We start from the raw sequence: 18898 nt of genomic DNA on the forward strand, positions 1-18898 counted from the left end.
TTTCAAGCAGAAAAGAGCAAAACATTTTCTTTAGACAATAAAAAACCCCAAGACTTAATATGCTTGGGGTTTTTTGAAACTGGTCCCGAGGGTCGGACTCGAACCGACACATCATCTCTGATAGTGGATTTTGAATCCACCGCGTCTACCAATTTCACCACCTCGGGATGGGAGCTATAATACCCTGTTTCAAAAACTTGTCAACGCAGAATAATTGCATTTGCCTATTTTTAAAACAACTATGAATTTTATGATTTAAAACTAAGCAATTCCCGCCAAAAAAAAGAAAAAAGTTTATACTAGTTGCAGTTTTTCTATCGTAATTCGTCATGCAACTTTCTGATTTTAGCTTTAATCTCCCTGATGAGCTGATTGCTCGCTATCCCCTTGAAACTCGTAGTGCTTCTCGCCTGCTTCATCTTGATGCCAATGGTCAATATCATGATCATCACTTTACCGATATCTTAGACTTATTGGATGAAGGCGATTTATTGGTCCTTAATGACACCAAAGTCATGAAAGCACGCCTGAAAGGTAAGCGTGCTTCAGGTGGTGCAGTTGAAGTCTTGGTCGAACGTATGCAAGATGCGTTTATCGCACATTGTCATATTAAAGCCAGCAACACCCCGAAAGCAGGTGCTGAACTGTTCATCGGTCCAGATGCCGTTAAAGTCACAGTTCAAGGTCGTCTTGAGAATTTATTTATTGTTGAATTTTCACAACCGATTTTAGATGTTTTAGACCAATACGGCGCGCTGCCTATTCCGCCTTACTTTAACCGTGAAGCAGAAGATATTGACACAGAACGCTATCAAACCGTGTTCAATGATCCAACCAAACTCGCAAGTGTGGCAGCGCCAACCGCGAGTTTGCATTTCGACGAAGCGTTATTGAAAAAGCTTGAAGAAAAAGGCATTCAAAAAACATTCGTGACCTTGCATGTCGGCGCAGGAACCTTCTTACCTGTTCGTACCACAGACATTGAAAATCACATCATGCACAGTGAATGGTGTCAGGTGTCAGATGAATCTATGGCGCTCATTAAAGCCACTAAAGCACGTGGCAATAAAGTCATTGCAGTCGGTACCACAGCAACCCGTGCAACCGAAAGTGCAGCGCAAGCCAATGGCGGTGAACTCAAAGGTTGGACAGGTGATACGCAAATCTTTATCTATCCGGGTTACGAGTTCAAAGTGGTGGATCGTTTGATTACCAACTTCCATTTGCCTGAATCGACATTATTGATGCTGGTGTCTGCATTATCAAACCGTGACAACATCTTAAATGCCTATGAACATGCGGTTGCAAGCCAATATCGTTTCTTCAGTTATGGTGATGCCATGCTGATTGATCAAGCGAAATAAGCCAAGGACGCTGCCTATGCCGATCGATGCGGTGAAACATTCCATTCATATTCGTCGTCAGAAAAATGAAGTGGTTTTTCACAATATCGCTCGGCTTTGGCATTTAGGTCGTGAAGCCAAAAGTCATCAAGCCTTGCTCGATGGTTTGCATCCTTGGAATGCACCCATTCAATTAAGCTTTGATAATAAATTACCGCTCATTTTAGCCCTATTCGGCACAGTTCAAATCCTGACAATTATTATTTCACCGCATAATATTTGGTTTCAGTGCAACGCAACTTTAGGATTTTTTATTCTATTTTGGGCGTATTTAACCTATGAAACCAAGCAACCGCTTCAAGACGTCATCGAATACTTAGAAGAAACGGCCCTTTCCCATAAATACCAATTGAATTTTCCGCAGCAACCCGAGCATATTTCTGTTCCGCTCAATTCCTTACAATTTATTGGGCATCTGAAACGACTCTTTCCCTTGTTTGAATGCGGTTCGCTTAGTAATGACATCAGTCGTTATGCCAGTACCGTTTGGGAAGATGAAGATGGCAAACAACATCAAGTGATGGTCTTTCAATACCATTATGTTGATGAGCTGCAAACCTATGACAAAAATGGCGATCGTGTCACGATCAAAGAAATCCATAAGGATTTATGGGGCGTATTCGTCTTTGATGTTGCTATTCATGGCTTAGCCATTAGTACATCCAATAAAAAGTTTTATTATCCCTATGACTATGATTGGCATAGCAGCGACATTCAAACCAATCAAAAACTCAAATTTTATGGCAGCGATCCGCTGCAAATGGCAAAAATTATGAGCCCGGGATTTGTCCTGAGGCTCGCGGATTTTTTTGAACATCGTCAAGGGGATCTGCTCTTTCACCCAGAAAAACAGCTACTCTGCTATTTAGGACCCCACGATTTGTTTAAAGTCTCAAGTCGTCAAAAACATATCAATGATATTTCGACATTGCGTGGACATCTCAGAACGTTTAAATTAATTGAATTGGAAAAATTACAACAGCAACTATTACAGTTTTTAAAATAATCATTCAAATTGAGAGGGATGTTTCTGATGGGATTTTTGATTTTTGTCGTCATTCCAATTGTGGTCATTATCGCCATTATTTTGCTGCGAAATCGTATTGTGCGTCATCATAATGCCACCATTCGCGCATGGTCAGATGTTGCGAGTTACGAACGTCAAAAGTTAAAAATATTAGATGGCTTACAACCCCTTGTGGAGCAATATTCAAGCTTTGAAAAAGGCACACTGGAGAAAGTTACCGAGCTGCGCCAAAACATTCTTAATTTAAATCTTAATAATGCCGATGTGTCACAGCTTCAGAAAATTGAAAGTCTTAATCAAGAACTCATGCGCAGCTTAAATGTGGTCATTGAAAACTATCCGGAACTCAAAGCCGACACGATTTATCTGAAAATGATGAATGAAATTGAAGAACAAAACGAAAATGTCGGTGCAGCGATTACCATTTATAACCGTAACGTTGAACTGTTCAATAATCAGATTCAGATTTTCCCACATAACATCATCAACGATATGTTGTTAAAGAAAAAAGCCATTCGCCCTTTCCGCGATCAACAGGCTGCGCAGAGTTTTGACTATCGTCCGAATTTTTAAAAACCCTTATAAATTTATGTGAATCAAACGTTCGCTAAAAAAATATGCGTTGAAAGATTTGGGGAATGCACTTTCAACGCTCAAAAATATTTAAAACACGATAAAGAATAAAAAAATGATGCCGACTCAGATGGATGGTTTAAAAAATATTTTGGTGAATGCCTTTTTACAGATGTATCAGCATTATCAAGCCGATGACATCTATGCGTGTTGCCTGACGTTGGATGAATTTTTATTGGTTGAAGATTTAGTGCTATCCACTGAGAAAAGTATTTTTAGCGATCAAGAAGATCGAACCCAGTATTTAGCCGAAAAAGATCGTTGGAATGTACAAAAATGGCGTTACCGCAGTACCAATTCATCCGAACATGGTCTCAAACAATTTCGTCATATTTTGCTTGCATACTTTCAAAGCCAACATAGTTTTGGCAATCCTCTGCTCAATAATCATGATTTGAATCAATCCAATCATTTAGATCTTATTCTAAATCATGTTAAAGCTGCGATTGATACACTTGAGCAGGTTCATCATTTGGATTTAAATCGTATCGTGTTTTTCTTAAGTGCGCCAACGCAAGACGATATTGAAATACATTCGGCAAAAAAATTAAATAAAGACAGCTTACTGCTCAGGCATTTTCTGTTTAATAAAAATCACAAAAATGCGAAGCAGAGCGATGCACGCAGCAAACTTTCGCAAACTGATAAAGATATGCTGGTTGATCTTGGGCAGATTGTGGAAATTGAGCCTTATGACTATTTGCAAGTCGCACATCAAGCTTATTTGCTGACCTTAGAGCCTTATTTTATTGATACTAATCCTTATATTCAAAAATTAGTCCATCACATTGCTGCTATGGCATTTGAAGTCGATGGCAGCTGCGCACTCAGTAAGGATGAAATTCTACAGCGTTTACAACAATTTCATCATGCAGGACATAATAATCCTGTCGACGTTCCGATTTAATCGAGATGCGATAAATTTGAGTTAGTTTGTGACAATGCTAGCGTTTAAACGCAGAATCAAGGAAAATAGCGCGTTTTAGCATGAATAATCAGCGAACTGTTTTTTCGCCTTGATGTGGAACTCTTATGAAGTTTGAAAAACTTGCGCAGTCTGGTCGCGCGCGTCGCGGTCGTCTGACCTTGGAACACGGTGTGGTTGAAACACCGATGTTCATGCCTGTCGGGACTTACGGCACGGTAAAAGGCGTGTTACCACGTGATATTAAAGAGATTAAATCTCAAGTGATTCTCGGTAATACCTTCCATTTATATTTACGTCCGGGTCTTGATGTTATTCGTGAACATGGTGGTTTGCACCAATTCATGAAATGGAATAATCCTATTTTGACAGATTCAGGCGGTTTCCAAGTCTTTAGCTTGGGCGCAATGCGTAAAATTAAAGAAGAAGGCGTGACCTTCCGCTCGCCAATTGACGGTTCAAAAGTGTTTTTATCGCCTGAAATCTCAATGGATATTCAGCACACCTTGAACTCTGACATTGTGATGATTTTTGACGAATGTACGCCTTATCCTGCGACACATGAAGAAGCGCAAAAATCACTGCAATTGTCACTACGCTGGGCGAAACGTTGTAAAACCCAACATCATGACGTATTGAAAAACCGTAATGCCTTGTTCGGTATTATCCAAGGTGGTATGTACGAAGATTTACGTGATGAATCTTTAAATGGATTAAAAGAAATTGATTTTGACGGTTATGCGATTGGTGGTTTATCTGTCGGTGAGCCGAAAGAAGAAATGATCAAGGTATTGGATTATCTTCCGAAAAAAATGCCTGAAGATAAACCACGTTACTTGATGGGTGTCGGTAAACCTGAAGATATCGTTGAAGCGGTGCGCCGTGGTGTCGATATGTTTGACTGCGTGATGCCAACCCGAAATGCACGTAATGGTCATTATTTTGTGACTGATGGGTTAGTGCGTATCCGTAACAGTCAATATCGTCATGACCAAGGTCCACTTGATCCACATTGCGATTGCTATACCTGTACCAATTTCACTCGTTCGTATCTGTTCCATTTAGAAAAATGCGGTGAAATGCTCGGTTCAATGCTCGGTACCATTCACAATTTACGTTATTACCTTCGTTTAACCGAAGCCATGCGTGATGCACTTGATAACGGTACTTTTGACGAATTTGTTCAAGATTTTTATGCACGTCGTGGTCTAGAAGTGCCACCTTGTCCTGAAGATTAATCTTTCAGCATTTGCGCTAAAGAAAAAGACAAGGTAAATTGCAGAACAAGTCTATTTATTATCAACTCGTTGATAACCGGTTTTTTTTAAGTTTAGGAAAAAATAATGAGCTTATTTATCTCAACTGCGCATGCTGCAGGTGAAGCTGCTGCACAACCCAATATGATGGCAAACATTCTGATGATTGCTGTATTTATTGCCATTTTCTATTTCTTGATTTGGCGCCCTCAAGCAAAACGTGCAAAAGAACATCGTGCGTTAATTGAAAGCTTGGGTGTGGGCAGCGAAGTTGTTTTTGCCGGTGGTTTGATGGGCAAAATCACAAAAATTGAAGGTGATTTCGCAGTGGTTGAATTGAGCCGCGGTGTGGACGTAAAAGTTCAACGTGCCAGCGTCATCTCAGTTCTTCCTGAAGGCACTTTAAATAACATTTAATCAAAAGAAGTCGTGCTCACGCACGACTTTTTCATTTTAAGAAGAAAATAAATGCGTTACCCAGCATGGAAATATCTACTGATTATCGTGGTGTTGATTATCAGTACTTTATATGCCCTGCCAAGTTTGTATCCAGATGAACCTGCTGTTCAGATTTCAGGTGCCAAAGCTGGTACTCAAATTGATGCAAGCATCGTACAAAAAGCAGAGCAAATTTTAACAACTGAAAAGATTGCCAGCCATGACAATAGCTTTAGCAATAACGCTGCATTATTACGTGTAGATTCAAGTGAATCACAACTCAAAGCCAAAGAAGCTTTGCGTCGCGGTTTAGGTGAAGATTACGTTGTCGCGTTAAACCTTGCACCAACAACACCTGAATGGCTTCAAAAAATTGGTGCAAAACCAATGAAGCTGGGTCTGGATTTACGTGGTGGTGTTCACTTCTTACTTGAAGTGGATATGAATAAGGCGATTGCTCAACGCTTAGAAACATCATCGACTGATCTACGTCGTCAGTTGCGTGACAATGATATTAAATTTAATAGCCTATCGCTCAATAACAACACCATTACTTTGCAGTTTGCAAACAATGATGACCGTAAAGCAGCGATGGACTTTTTGCGTCGTAACGGCAATGAATTTACTCAACAAGCTGTGGCAACCGATTCGGGTTCTACGCTACGTTTAAATTATACCGATGTACGTCAGCAAGAAATTGAATCTTATGCCGTTAACCAAAACTTAACCACACTTCGTAACCGTATTAACGAGTTAGGTGTGGCTGAAGCATTGGTACAAACCCAAGGTAGCAACCGTATTGTGGTTGAATTACCGGGCGTACAAGATACTGCTGAAGCAAAACGTGTCCTTGGTCGTACTGCGAACCTTGAATTCCGTTTAGTCTCAGATCAAAACGATCAAGCGATTGACCCATATACAGGTCAAGTGAAAGGCACATTACCTGCGGGTACTGAAAGCTTCGCTTATGAGTCATTAGACAGTGGTCGCTCACTGCTGTTAAACCGTAACCGTATCTTAACGGGTGAACGTGTTCAAAATGCATCATCGGGCTTTAGCCAAGATGGTGGCGGTGCTGAAGTAAATATTACGCTTGACAGTGCTGGCGGCAAAATGATGTCGGATGCGACACGTAATGCAGTTGGTAAACGTATGGCGGTGTTGTTCATTGAGAACAAACAACGTATTAGCTACGTGCCAGATCCTGCAACCGGTGCGCAAGTTGAAGTGCGTACACCGTATACTGAATCTGTCGTGATTAATGCGGCAACTATTCAAGCAGTATTGGGTTCAAGCTTCCGTATTACTGGTCTTGATTCCCCTCAAGAAGCCGCAGAGCTTGCTTTAATGTTACGTGCGGGTGCTTTAGCTGCGCCAATGTACTTCGTTGAAGAACGTGTGATTGGCCCAAGTTTAGGTCAAGAAAACATCGACAAAGGTGTGCTATCTACTCAAATCGGCTTCTTGTTAGTGGCGATTTGGATGGTCGTATTCTTCCGTGTGTTCGGTTTAATTGCGAACTTCGCCCTTGTGTTTAACTTGGCGATGATTTTAACCGTCATGTCGTGGATTGGTGCGTCCCTCACCCTTCCGGGTATTGCGGGTATCGTGATTACCATTGGTATGGCAGTCGATGCCAACGTCTTGATTTGTGAGCGAATACGAGAGGAAATAAAATGGGGTGCTTCGCCAAAACAAGCGATTGTTGCGGGTTATGAACGTGCCTATAACACCATTTTCGACTCGAACTTAACCACATTCTTGGTGGCATTCATTCTGTTCGCGATTGGTACAGGTCCGATCAAAGGTTTTGCTGTGACTTTGATGATTGGTATTATCTGCTCGATGTTTACGGCAATTACCGTAACACGTGCAATTGTACAAATCATTTACGGCAAAAAACGTGACTTGAAAAAGTTGAGCATTTAGGAGATCACTGATGACTGAAAATACTCAACTCGAATCGAAAAAGTACGGCCGTCCAGATGAGCGCGTGATTCCGTTTATGAAAATTGCTTTGCCTGCGGCATTGCTCTCTATTTTCTTAACGGTCGCGAGTATCTTCTTTATTGCAACCAAAGGTCTAAACTTAGGTTTAGACTTTACCGGTGGTGTTGCCGCCGAGCTGAACTACACCAATCCAGTTAAACCTGAAGATGTGACCAAAGCACTCTCAGCAGCTGGATTTAAAGATGCCGTGGTGCAGACCTTAGGTTCTGACCGTGACCTGATGATTCGTATGCCAGTGCAAGAAGGTGAAGAAGCAGAAAACCTCAGTAAAGATATTACTGCGGCTGTGCAACTTCCCAATAATGCAGCAGAAGTGCCTAAAGTCGATGTGGTCGGTGGTCAAGTTGGTAACGAACTTTACGTCCGTTCTGCTGGTGCTGTTGCACTTGCCCTTCTACTGATGTTGGTTTACGTCACCATCCGCTTTGAGTTCAAGCTTGCGATGGGTGCGGTACTGTCATTGTTCCACGATATTGTGGTGACATTAGGTATTTTTGCACTCATGCAATGGCCATTTGATCTGACTGTGCTTGCAGCATTGCTTGCGATTATCGGTTTCTCATTGAACGATAACATCGTGGTATCGGATCGTATTCGTGAAAACTTCCGTAAGATTCGCGGTGCTGAACCTTTAGAGATCGTCAATATTGCGTTGACTGAAACCTTACGTCGTACCATTCATACCTCGATGACCTTATTACTTGTGGTTGTGGCGATGATGATCATGGGTGGCGATGGTCTAAAATGGTTCTCTGTGGCAATGTTTGTCGGTGTGTTTGTCGGAACATATTCTTCTATTTACATTGGTACAGCATTCGCGTTGTGGCGTGGTCTGAACCGTCAAGACTTTATCGTACAAGTGAAACCTGAGTTTGACGAAGAAAATAATATTCCTTAATTTTCTGTACATTGAGTCAATAAAAAAGCCCATCACACGATGGGCTTTTTTTATGCAGCTTGGAATTTGCTAAAAACTCAAGATTGCGACTATACGATGCATATACTCCACATCAGTTTTTTGAAAATTGACCTGTCGCTTAGCATCTAAACTTTGAAAAGCATATAGCAATTCAGTTTCTGACAAATATTCTAAAATAAGCTGACAGCTATTATTCAAATAAATACAAACACGATCCTTTATTTTTGCAGATGCATTTTGATCTAATATTAGGATATCCCCTGCCCTTAAAACAGGTTGATAGATCGTCGTTGGTATACAGATAAGATAATGGAATGGCGCTAACTTAAGAAACCCAACGGTATCTAAATCAACATGATGTGGCTTGAGCTGAAATAATTCAGCATCAACAATGTGCATATCAAAACATGTGGTTTTTTGTGCTTGAACCTCGACCATTGCAAGTTTTTCTTGATCCAAACTGAAAGGATCTAGCCCTAATTTTTGTTCTAACGCTCGTGCAGACTTTTCGCCAATTTGCCGTTTACTATTTAACAGTTGAGCAATATAAGTAGGCTCTACATCAAAATGCTCACACATTGCCTTACCTGTTTCAAAACGTTTAGATGCAATCCAATAATCAATTATTTTGGATAGATTCTCTCGTCTTAATTCAAATATTGCGGTTGCGCTCATCTTATATTTTTCATGGCTAGGCTCGTTTTCATTTTATAACGCACAATAAAAAAGCCCACAACCTGATTGTGGGCTTTTTCTGAACAGCAAAATTTAGCCGCCTTGTACCAAACGACGTGCGCTGATAATCCCCGGCTGTTGCTCTAAACGCGCGAGCAGTTTCGACAATTGCGCCAAGCCCTTCACTTCAATCAATAATTTCATATTGGCAATACCATCTGATTCTGAAATGGTATTCACCTGACGAATATTGATTTGATCTGAGAAGATGACTTGGGTTAAGTCTTTAAGTAGACCGCGACGGTCATAAGCTTCCACCACAATCTGTACACTTTGACCACGCGTCGGCTGCATTTCCCAATCGGCTTCAACTGCACGTTCAGGTTCTTGTGAAATCATGCGTACATAATCAGGACATGCCACTTTATGAATGCTCACGCCACGATTCAATGTGATATAACCCGCGATGGATTCACCATGTACTGGCTGACAGCACTGTGCAATATGCAATTCAACGTTATCTAAACCATCAATTAAAATACCATGTGCTGACAGCGTGTGACTGGCACGTGGGTTTAATGTCGGTTTGAGCACCAGTTCAGGCTCATCCTGATCCAAATGCATATGACGGTTTACCTGATTGATCAGCGCATGCAGACTAATGTCCCCATTTACAATCCCAATCAGAATATCTTCGCCACTTTTCACGTTGAAATGGTTGCAATAATCACCCAAATCAATTGATTTTGGATGAATCGCTAAACGTGATAATTCCTTATTGAGAACTTCACGCCCCACTTCAAGATTTTTACTACGGTCTTGTTGACGGAACCAATGGCGTAATTTGTCACGCGCACGAGAGGTCTTGATATAACCCAAAGAGTTGACCAACCAATCACGATTCGGTTCACGGTCTTTCTTGGTTAAAATTTCAACTTGTTCACCCGTTTTAAGGGTATACGTCAGTGGTACATAGCGTTGATTGACACGCGCGGCATAGCATTTATTGCCGACTTCGGTATGCACATGATAAGCAAAATCAAGTACGGTCGAACCACGTGGTAATTCTTTAATATCACCATCACGACTAAACACATAAATTTTTTCAAAGCTTTCAAAGTCAGGGACTTGTTCATAGCCTTCTGTATCTTCTTCGGCTTTATGTGTGTTGGCATCATTACGTTCTTGATAATGCTCAAGCACAGCCCGAAGCGAATGCAAACGATGATTAAAGGAATGATCCGTGGTTTTTGAACCTTCCTTATAATTAAAGTGTGAACATACCCCAAGCTCTGCTTCGTTATGCATGCTATAGGTACGAATTTGTACTTCAAGTGATTTATTTTCTGCAATCACCGCGGTATGCAATGAACGATAACCATTGGCTTTCGGATTGGTAATGTAATCATCAAACTGATGCGGAATATGACGCCAAATCTGATGCACGATGCCTAGGGTGTGGTAACACTCGGGCACGCCTTTAACCAATACACGTAAAGCACGAATGTCATAGAGCTGATCGAAGCTCAAGTCCTTGCTTTTCATTTTTCGATAAATCGAATAAATGTGTTTCACACGCCCGTTTATTTCAGCATCAATGCCGTGTTCCGCCAATTCACCACGCAGTTTCTCAATCACGAACTGAATATATTGCTCACGTTCAAGGCGCTTTTCATTCAGTAATGAAGCAATTTCTTTATAACGATCAGGTGCTAAATAACGGAAAGCTAAATCTTCTAGTTCCCACTTCAGCTGTGCAATACCGAGACGATGTGCCAGTGGTGAGTAAATGGTTAAGATTTCACGCGCCACACGTTCCTGACGTTCACGTGATGATGAGGTTAGTTCACGTAGTGTATAGGTACGTTCAGCCAGTTTAATCAAGACAACGCGGACATCTTCGGTGACCGAAATCAGCATTTTATAAATGCCTGACAAATGCTCACGTTGGTTATTATTAAAATGGTCTTCGAGGCGTTTGTTTTTTTCAATCAGCTCGGAAAGTTTACCCATGGCCAAGGTGCCTTTCACCAAGCTATGAACATTCTCGCCAAATTTTTGTAGGACTTCGCTCAGCGGCATGACACCTTCACGCACCGAACGATATAGCATCGCGGCAGATAAAGTATCTTCATCAACATGCAGATGTGCCAAAATATCCGCCATTTCAATACCGGTATAGAAGGTATTGGAACGATGGTCAACTGTTGACTCAAGCTCCCGTTGCAAGGTCAAATGGGCAACTTCTTCGAGTTGCTTTAAAGGTGCGTTATCTAATATGCCACGAACACGATCTAACCATTCGGTCAGATCTTGATGAGCTTGTGCGGCATGTTCTACAGTCGTCTCCTGTGACAACTCAGTGAGTCGCCCAGGCAATTGCTCACGTACTGTGACCATACCTTTCTCCTACTTTTAAATACATCATTACTTTAATCGTTTATTTGATTTTCTTTTTCGAACAGGACAATCGACTCGACGTGTGCAGTATGCGTAAACATATCCATCACACCCGCTTGAGTTAGACGATAACCTTGTTGTACCAATAGCCCTGCATCTCTTGCAAGCGTTGCAGGATTACATGATACATAAACGATTCTTTTTGCACCAAATTTGGGCAAATATTGCATAATTTCTTCTGCACCAGAGCGCGGAGGATCAATCAAAATCGCATCAAAACCTTGATTTGCCCAAGCATGTTGCGAAAAATCTTGCGTTAAGTCTTGGGCGTGGAATGAAATATGGGCAATCGCATTGTTTTTGGCATTTTCAATGCCGCGTTGCACCATTTCTTCGCTACCTTCGACTGCAACCACTTGACCTGTTGCACCAACTGAGCGCGCCAAAGGCAATGAGAAGTTTCCTAATCCACAAAATAGATCTAAAACACGCTCCCCTGCTTGTAGCTGTAGCAAATCACATGCCAAACGCACCATTTGAGGATTAATCGTTGAATTTACTTGGGTAAAATCAAGCGGATTAAAACCAAAATCGACATCAAAATCGTCTAAACGATAATGCAGTCGTGAGGCGTGTTCAGGATGATCAATACGAGATAAATTCTCTTTTCCAGCCGCCTGAATATACAGCTGCCATCCCTTATTTAACGTAAAGTCTCGTAACCGGTTGACATCTTCCACCGATAATTCCGCAGTTTCACGAACCAATAATGCGATTTCTTGATCACCCATCGCCAATTCTATATGACCAATGTCCGCCTGACCATTTAGACTTTGGATCAATTGTTTAAGACGTGTAACTGAGCCAAACTGCTCATCCAAAATCATGCAACGATCAATAGACGTTAATTTATTGGATTGACTCTCGCGGAAACCAACGACAAGTTTGTCTTTATGTGGCAAATAACGCACACCGATCCGAGCTTTACGACGATAGTCCTCACGTTGTGAACGCAGTGGTGTTAGCCATGTTTCAGGCTGAATTCCAGCAAAATGCTCTAAATGAGATTTCAATACATTTTGTTTAAGTTCAATTTGTGCATCCGCATCGATGTGTTGCATGCTACAACCACCGCACACCCCATAATGCGGGCATAGCGGTTTCACACGCATTTCAGATGCTTCACTTAAAAGTTCTAAGCTATCGGCTTCTTCTAGGCGTTTGACCACATTGGTAATACGCGCACGCACGGTTTCACCCGGTAAGGCATAACGAATAAAGACTTTTTTGCCGTGTTTTTCAACAGGATGATCAGGATGTGAACCATAGTGAGCAATGCCACGTCCTTCATGCGAGAGTGACTCAACCTGAAAAATATACTCGGGTTGTTGCTGCTGCTTTGGACGTGCATGTGCTCGATGTTTCATGAAAACCTAATCTGTGGGAGTGGGAAAATCAAAATGGGTAAAGTCAGTCTGCTGCGATGTTGCGCGCCATACTGCTAAAAATTCCGCATGTTGCGGTTGAGTCTGTAAATATTGAATCGTGCTCTGTATCAAATGTTGATGATCAACAGCTAATAATTGCCCTTTGAGCAAACACCAACGTAAATAGATCAGCCACGTATTTAATACGTCCCCTTCACAATAGCGAGTCAATTTCGACCATTCGCCATGTTTGACATATTCAGGGACATGATAGCCACCATCACCACGTTTGCCGGGGAAGCCCAACAAATGTGCAATATCATCCAACTTTTGGAAATTACGTCCATTAAACATGGACATGGCATCCATTAAATCGACATGACGATTGTGGTAACGATTCTGGTAATTATTATAGCGCTTTTGCGTGTCAATTTCGCCCTGATCGAACAAACTTGGCGCAGATAAGCCATGATACATGGCACGATATAAAATGACGGGTAAATCAAATTGTGAGCCATTCCAACTGACTAAAGTAGGATGCCGCTTATCAAAGATCGATAAAAATTTCTTTAAAATGTCAGCCTCAGAATGCTGTTCTCGACTAAATGAAAACAGTTTCATACCTTGTTCATCAATCCACATGCCTGAAATACAAACAATTTCATGTAGCGGCAAGCGTTGGAACTCTGAACCTGATTCCTGACGGCGTAATTTGGTCAGCGCATGATCCAGCGACTCATCCGGTAAATCAAGACCGAATAAATGCGCGCCTGATTTTAAATCGGTTTGTGTTTCAATATCGAAGGTTAAAACAGGCAAGCGCATAAAGATTATCTCAAAGGGTTATTCAGGATCTTCTACAGAGAATAAACCTGTAGACAAGTAACGATCACCACGGTCACATACAATACACACAATGACAGCATCTGGGTGTTGTTCTGCAAGCTGAATGGAAGCCCAGACTGCACCACCAGAAGATGTCCCTGCGCTGATGCCTTCTTGACGTGCAAGACGACGTGCAGTTTTCTCCGCTTCAATTTGTGGAATATCCATGATCTGATCGACACGTGACGCATCAAAAATCGTCGGTAAATATTCTTTTGGCCAACGACGGATACCCGCAATGTTTGAACCTTCAGAAGGTTGTAAACCGACAATTTGAATATTTGGGTTTTTCTCTTTGAGGTATTTTGAAATCCCCATAATCGTACCGGTTGTGCCCATTGAACTCACAAAATGAGTGATTTTCCCACCTGTTTGTTCCCAAATTTCTGGACCAGTCGTCAAATAATGTGCTTGAACATTGTCAGGATTACCAAACTGATTCAGCACTAAACCAATACCATCTTTTTCCATTTGCTGCGCCATATCGCGCGCTTGTTCCATGTTTTCAGATTCAATTAATTCAGCACCATAAGCACGCATCGCATCTTTACGTTCTTGGCTTGAGCTCGCAGGCATAATCAATTTCATTTTATAGCCGCGCATGGCTGCAACCATCGCCAATGCAATCCCTGTATTTCCGCTTGTCGCCTCAATTAAGGTGTCACCCTGTTTGATCTGCCCGCGCTTTTCCGCTTGCATAATCATGTTGTAAGCAGGACGATCTTTCACTGAACCTGCAGGGTTGTTGCCTTCTAGTTTTGCTAAAACTGTTGCTTGAGTGTGACTTGCGAGACGCTGTAAACGCACCAGTGGCGTTTTGCCAACAAAGTGGTCTAATAAAAATTCGTCTTGTTCAAAATCAGGGTTGGTATTACTCATTATTCGCACCTATATCGAGGTGCGGCTATTGTATGAAAAAATGCCCTTTACTGCACTCATTTGCGCCAGCTTTTTCTTAAAACCCATGAAATAGCGGCTGTCTTTAGCTCAGTCTCAAAAACGACAACGTACTATTCATCTTTTTTATCTTTTCACTATAGCAGTCAAAAGCATCAATGATTTTTATGGCTGACAAGAATTGGACTATAAGTATGACAGCAGGAGTGGCTGATCTTTGCCCATGTGTGAAAATCATTGATGAAATTTTAACTGATGATTTAAAGCGTGCTAATATGCAACGCATAAGAAAATGCTGCTTGAATCATGTCAAATATCAACAAAAAGCTGTTTAACCGTCTACACTTAAATCATGCCTACGGACAGTTGATTGCACTTATTTTTGTGCCGATTACGATTTTGGCGTGCGTGGGTGCAATACTGGTGATGTCAGAAACATCAAATGCCGCGCGTGCCCAACAAAAACAAATGGCGATTGCGATCCTGACCCGCTTTCAAAGTACTTCTGAATCTGCCTTACAAATCGTGGAAAATTACCCATGGCAATATGATCAAGCACGTATTGCCATGCAAAATATGCTCAATGAAAAACATTTACTGCGTGCCGGCATTTTAGATGTTAAAGGCAAAAGCCGCTTAAGTATTGGCTTTCAAGATCAAGCACCGTGGCCAGCATTGACGACCCAAGCCAATTTTGTGGGTCCTATTTTGTATCACAACAATCATATCTATGCGATTCGGATCAACGAAAACACCCAAAATCCTGGCTGGCTTGCCATTGAACTCGACAACCAACCGTTAGAGATTGCACGTTATCGCGTGCTCATTGTATTGGTCGCGACTGGTTTATTAACCTTACTGTTACTGCTGCTGTGTTTGAATTTCTATTCACGTCGTTGGATTGCACCGATGTATGAAATTCGCATGCAGTTGCAACGTTTAAATGCCGACACGCTCGATCAGCATATGGTCATTAACAGTACGGGTGAACTGCGCTTACTACAACGCGATATTGCCAATGTGGTGAAACGCTTACATTTTAGTTTTTTAGAATTACGCGAACATACTGAACAGACAGAAGACGATTTAAGACGAACCTTAGATACACTTGAAGTGCAGAACATTACTTATCGTCAAGCACGTGACCAAGCGATTTCAGCCAACCAAGCCAAGTCCGTTTTCCTTGCCAATATTTCTCATGAATTACGCACACCTTTAAATAGCATTGATGGCTTTATTCATCTGCTCTTGCGTCAAGGCAACCTGAGTAATGAGCAAAGTTTATATCTACAAACCATTCGTAAATCATCTGCACATTTGCTGGCACTGATTAATGATGTACTGGATTTTTCAAAAATTGATGCTGGTAAGTTAGAGCTCGAAACCGCCGCTTTTGATCTCGAAGAAGCCATTTTTGACGTGATGGACATGCTGTCGCCACTCGCAGCACAAAAGCATATTGATATGGCATTTTATTATGCCGATAGCATTCCTAAATGTGTGATTGGCGATGCTTTACGCTTTAAACAAATTCTGACCAATTTGATTTCGAATGCGATTAAATTCACGCCTGATGGTGAAATCATCGTACGGGCACGCATGGAACATGATGATATTGGCAAGTGTTTACTGCATTTTAGTGTGCAAGACAGCGGCATTGGTTTAAGTGGTACAGATCGTAAAAAACTCTTTGAATCTTTCTCGCAAGGCGATACTTCTGTCACACGTCAATTTGGTGGTACAGGTTTGGGCTTAGCCATTTCTAAGCAATTGGTCAGCCTGATGCATGGTCAAATTGGCTTTGAAGACAACCAAGAACGTGCACCGACTGAAAAAGGCTCAACTTTCTGGTTCACCGCTCAGTTTGATGTGGATGATGAACAGCTCATTGAACATCCAAACTTTAATGACTTAACCGTGGTATCGAATTTAGCACATCCTGCAACGGCAAATGTTTTACGTCATTATTTAGAAAATTATCAGGTTCAGCATACTGAAACCGCTTCTATTCTAGATTTATTCAGTCGTCTTAATCATCTAAAAAATACTGAGAATACATGGCTGATTGTCGATCACAGTGGGGATACTGAAGCCTTACTGACCGAAATTCGTAGTCGTTATCATGGCAATATTGCCGTTTACGGTTACCAAATGTCGATTGATCCAGACATGCTCAGCAAGCATGGTGCATTAGCATTGCATCAACCGCTCAGCCGTCGTGCCTTGATTCAACTGTTACGTAATCAGCCGATTTATGAAGCGGAAGTCCATGAAGAATTTAATGGTCAGGGCTTACATATTTTAGCGGTGGATGATCATTTACCAAACCTGATTGTACTTGAAGCGCTTTTGGCGGAGCTCAATGTTAAAACCACCAAAGCCACCAGTGGTCAAGAAGCGATCGAGATCATTCAACATCGTTATGAACAGTCTCAGCCTGCATTTGATTTAGTCTTTATGGATATTCAAATGCCTGTGATGTCTGGCATTGATACCACACGTGCATTACGCTCACTTGAATCAACCTTCGACAATCAGAAACGTTTACCGATTATTGCCTTAACGGCACATGCCCTCTCTGATGAAAAACAAAAGTTACTCCAAGTCGGGATGGATGATTACGTGACCAAACCAATTCAGATGGAACAGATTATTCAGATTCTGACGGATTGGACTACCGAAAGCTTTAAAAAAATGCCGGTGCTTGATCGTGCCAATATTGTTGATGCTTTAGATCCCAATATTTTAGATTGGCAACAGAGTTTACAACTGGCTGCCAATAAAGAAGATTTAGCGGTTGATTTGCTGCGTATGCTCTGTGACAGTTTTGACAACGAACTCAGCGAAATGCAGCAATTGGTTGAACTTGAAGATTTCCCACAACTTGAGCATGTACTACATCGACTTTATGGCGCGACACGCTATGTCGGTGTACCCACTTTGCAAAAAGTAAGCGGTGGCTTTGAACAATTCGTTTCAACCTTACGTAAAGAACGTCGTAAAGCGGATGATGTGTTCATTGCTGAAGTGGTAAAACGTTTAGATGAACTGCGAAGCGTGATTGATCAAGTAATACAGGCAGCGCAGCAGATTTTGAATAAACAAAATAGCTAAAAACTTGCAAAGGTTACAACAGCGCTGTGTGACTTGGCTGTCATGCAATATCCGTTAGGCACATGCTATGCTCAGTGCAATAAAAATGAAGGGTTTTCACATGTCATTGGTACGCTTTGATAAAAATAATGGTATTGCCACGGTTACACTGAATCGTCCGGATAAACGTAATGCGATGAGCTTTGCTTTACTGCGCGAATTGGTCAAAATTGCCAATCAGATTAAAAAAGATAAAAGCATTCGTTGTGTCATTTTGACGGGCGAAGCACAGGTTTTTAGTGCCGGTATTGATTTAGCCGACTTAAACAATCCTAAAAATCGAGTATTTGCCGCTTGGGAGCTGATTCGTCCGGGGCAAAGTCTTTTCCAAAAAGCCTTTTTAATTTGGCAAGAATTGCCTGTTCCTGTCATTGCAGCCATTGAAGGCTACTGTTTTGGTGCCGGCATGCAATTGGCTTTAGCCGCAGATATTCGTATTGCTCATCCCACGACCCAAATGTCGATTATGGAAAGTCGTTGGGGCTTAGTACCAGACATGGGGCTAAGCCGTTCTCTCAAAGGCTTAATTGGTTTAGATTTGGCAAAAGAGCTGACACTGACTGCACGTATTTTTGATGCAACTTATGCGAATAACATTGGATTGATGACCCATGTGGATGAACAGCCTTTGGTCAAAGCACAAGCCTTAGCAGAAGAAATGCTGCAACGTTCACCCGATGCCCTGATGGCATCTAAATTTGTGTTAGACGCGATGGAACATCGTCCAAATAAATCCTTACGTATGGAAAAAATTTGGCAGCTTAAACTGTTACTTGGTAAGAATAGTCAATTGGCACGCAAAAAGGATAAAAATCCTGATGTACAATTTTTACCACGCCAATATAAATAA

The 18898-nt window shown here is 41.6% G+C and carries 16 protein-coding genes and 1 tRNA gene; 11 read left to right on the top strand and 6 right to left on the bottom strand.

Annotated features, from left to right (window positions below):
- Positions 1–80: 80 nt before the first annotated feature.
- Positions 81–167: transfer RNA gene (locus tag GFH30_RS10725), tRNA-Leu, on the bottom strand.
- A gap of 162 nt (positions 168–329) precedes the next feature.
- Here GFH30_RS10725 and queA point away from each other — a divergent pair.
- From queA to secF, 8 genes are all read left to right on the top strand, one after another.
- Positions 330–1364, top strand: coding sequence for a tRNA preQ1(34) S-adenosylmethionine ribosyltransferase-isomerase QueA (queA, locus tag GFH30_RS10730; RefSeq protein ID WP_153372497.1), 1035 nt, complete (start codon positions 330–332; stop codon positions 1362–1364).
- Positions 1365–1380: 16 nt separating this feature from the next.
- On the top strand, positions 1381–2409 hold the full coding sequence (locus GFH30_RS10735) for a hypothetical protein (RefSeq protein WP_153372499.1): 1029 nt from the start codon (positions 1381–1383) through the stop codon (positions 2407–2409).
- Positions 2410–2436: 27 nt separating this feature from the next.
- On the top strand, positions 2437–3003 hold the full coding sequence (locus GFH30_RS10740) for a LemA family protein (RefSeq protein ID WP_153372501.1): 567 nt from the start codon (positions 2437–2439) through the stop codon (positions 3001–3003).
- 118 nt (positions 3004–3121) lie between these two features.
- Positions 3122–3970, top strand: a complete 849-nt coding sequence (locus GFH30_RS10745; RefSeq protein ID WP_153373451.1) for a DUF4303 domain-containing protein — start codon at positions 3122–3124, stop codon at positions 3968–3970.
- 125 nt (positions 3971–4095) lie between these two features.
- Positions 4096–5226, top strand: coding sequence for a tRNA guanosine(34) transglycosylase Tgt (gene tgt, locus GFH30_RS10750; RefSeq protein WP_153372503.1), 1131 nt, complete (start codon positions 4096–4098; stop codon positions 5224–5226).
- A 105-nt stretch (positions 5227–5331) separates the two neighbouring features.
- Positions 5332–5661: a preprotein translocase subunit YajC gene (gene yajC / locus GFH30_RS10755; RefSeq protein ID WP_153372505.1), complete on the top strand. Its 330-nt coding sequence runs from the start codon at positions 5332–5334 to the stop codon at positions 5659–5661.
- 51 nt (positions 5662–5712) lie between these two features.
- A complete protein-coding gene (gene secD / locus GFH30_RS10760; protein WP_153372507.1) occupies positions 5713–7611 on the top strand; it encodes a protein translocase subunit SecD in 1899 nt (632 codons plus the stop codon).
- A 7-nt stretch (positions 7612–7618) separates the two neighbouring features.
- Positions 7619–8590 (top strand): protein translocase subunit SecF, encoded by a 972-nt coding sequence (secF, locus tag GFH30_RS10765; RefSeq protein WP_171501051.1) that lies wholly within the window; start codon positions 7619–7621, stop codon positions 8588–8590.
- 69 nt (positions 8591–8659) lie between these two features.
- On the opposite strand, the gene GFH30_RS10770 is transcribed toward secF, so the two are convergent.
- The 5 genes from GFH30_RS10770 to cysM all read right to left on the bottom strand — a co-directional run bounded on the left by GFH30_RS10770 (position 8660) and on the right by cysM (position 14877).
- The gene (locus GFH30_RS10770; RefSeq protein ID WP_153372511.1) at positions 8660–9286 is read right to left on the bottom strand and encodes a hypothetical protein; all 627 of its coding nucleotides are present in this window, start codon (positions 9284–9286) and stop codon (positions 8660–8662) included.
- Positions 9287–9379: 93 nt separating this feature from the next.
- Positions 9380–11686, bottom strand: a complete 2307-nt coding sequence (locus GFH30_RS10775; RefSeq protein WP_153372513.1) for a RelA/SpoT family protein — start codon at positions 11684–11686, stop codon at positions 9380–9382.
- A gap of 32 nt (positions 11687–11718) precedes the next feature.
- Positions 11719–13113 carry a 23S rRNA (uracil(1939)-C(5))-methyltransferase RlmD gene (gene rlmD / locus GFH30_RS10780; protein ID WP_153372515.1) on the bottom strand — a complete coding sequence of 465 codons (1395 nt, stop codon included), beginning with the start codon at positions 13111–13113 and terminating at the stop codon, positions 11719–11721.
- A gap of 6 nt (positions 13114–13119) precedes the next feature.
- Positions 13120–13938: a 3'-5' exonuclease gene (locus tag GFH30_RS10785; RefSeq protein WP_153372517.1), complete on the bottom strand. Its 819-nt coding sequence runs from the start codon at positions 13936–13938 to the stop codon at positions 13120–13122.
- Positions 13939–13956: 18 nt separating this feature from the next.
- Positions 13957–14877, bottom strand: coding sequence for a cysteine synthase CysM (cysM, locus tag GFH30_RS10790; protein WP_153372519.1), 921 nt, complete (start codon positions 14875–14877; stop codon positions 13957–13959).
- Positions 14878–15062: 185 nt separating this feature from the next.
- Here cysM and GFH30_RS10795 point away from each other — a divergent pair, with 185 nt between their 5' ends.
- The 3 genes from GFH30_RS10795 (at position 15063) to GFH30_RS10805 (ending at position 18898) form a co-directional block, all read left to right on the top strand.
- Positions 15063–15230, top strand: coding sequence for a hypothetical protein (locus tag GFH30_RS10795; RefSeq protein ID WP_153372521.1), 168 nt, complete (start codon positions 15063–15065; stop codon positions 15228–15230).
- Positions 15202–18009 carry a GacS-like sensor histidine kinase gene (locus GFH30_RS10800; protein WP_153372523.1) on the top strand — a complete coding sequence of 936 codons (2808 nt, stop codon included), beginning with the start codon at positions 15202–15204 and terminating at the stop codon, positions 18007–18009. The genes GFH30_RS10795 and GFH30_RS10800 overlap by 29 nt, the downstream gene beginning before the upstream one ends.
- Positions 18010–18109: 100 nt before the next feature.
- Positions 18110–18898, top strand: coding sequence for a crotonase/enoyl-CoA hydratase family protein (locus GFH30_RS10805; RefSeq protein ID WP_153372525.1), 789 nt, complete (start codon positions 18110–18112; stop codon positions 18896–18898).

The organism is Acinetobacter wanghuae, from assembly GCF_009557235.1.
Taxonomy (GTDB): domain Bacteria; phylum Pseudomonadota; class Gammaproteobacteria; order Pseudomonadales; family Moraxellaceae; genus Acinetobacter; species Acinetobacter wanghuae.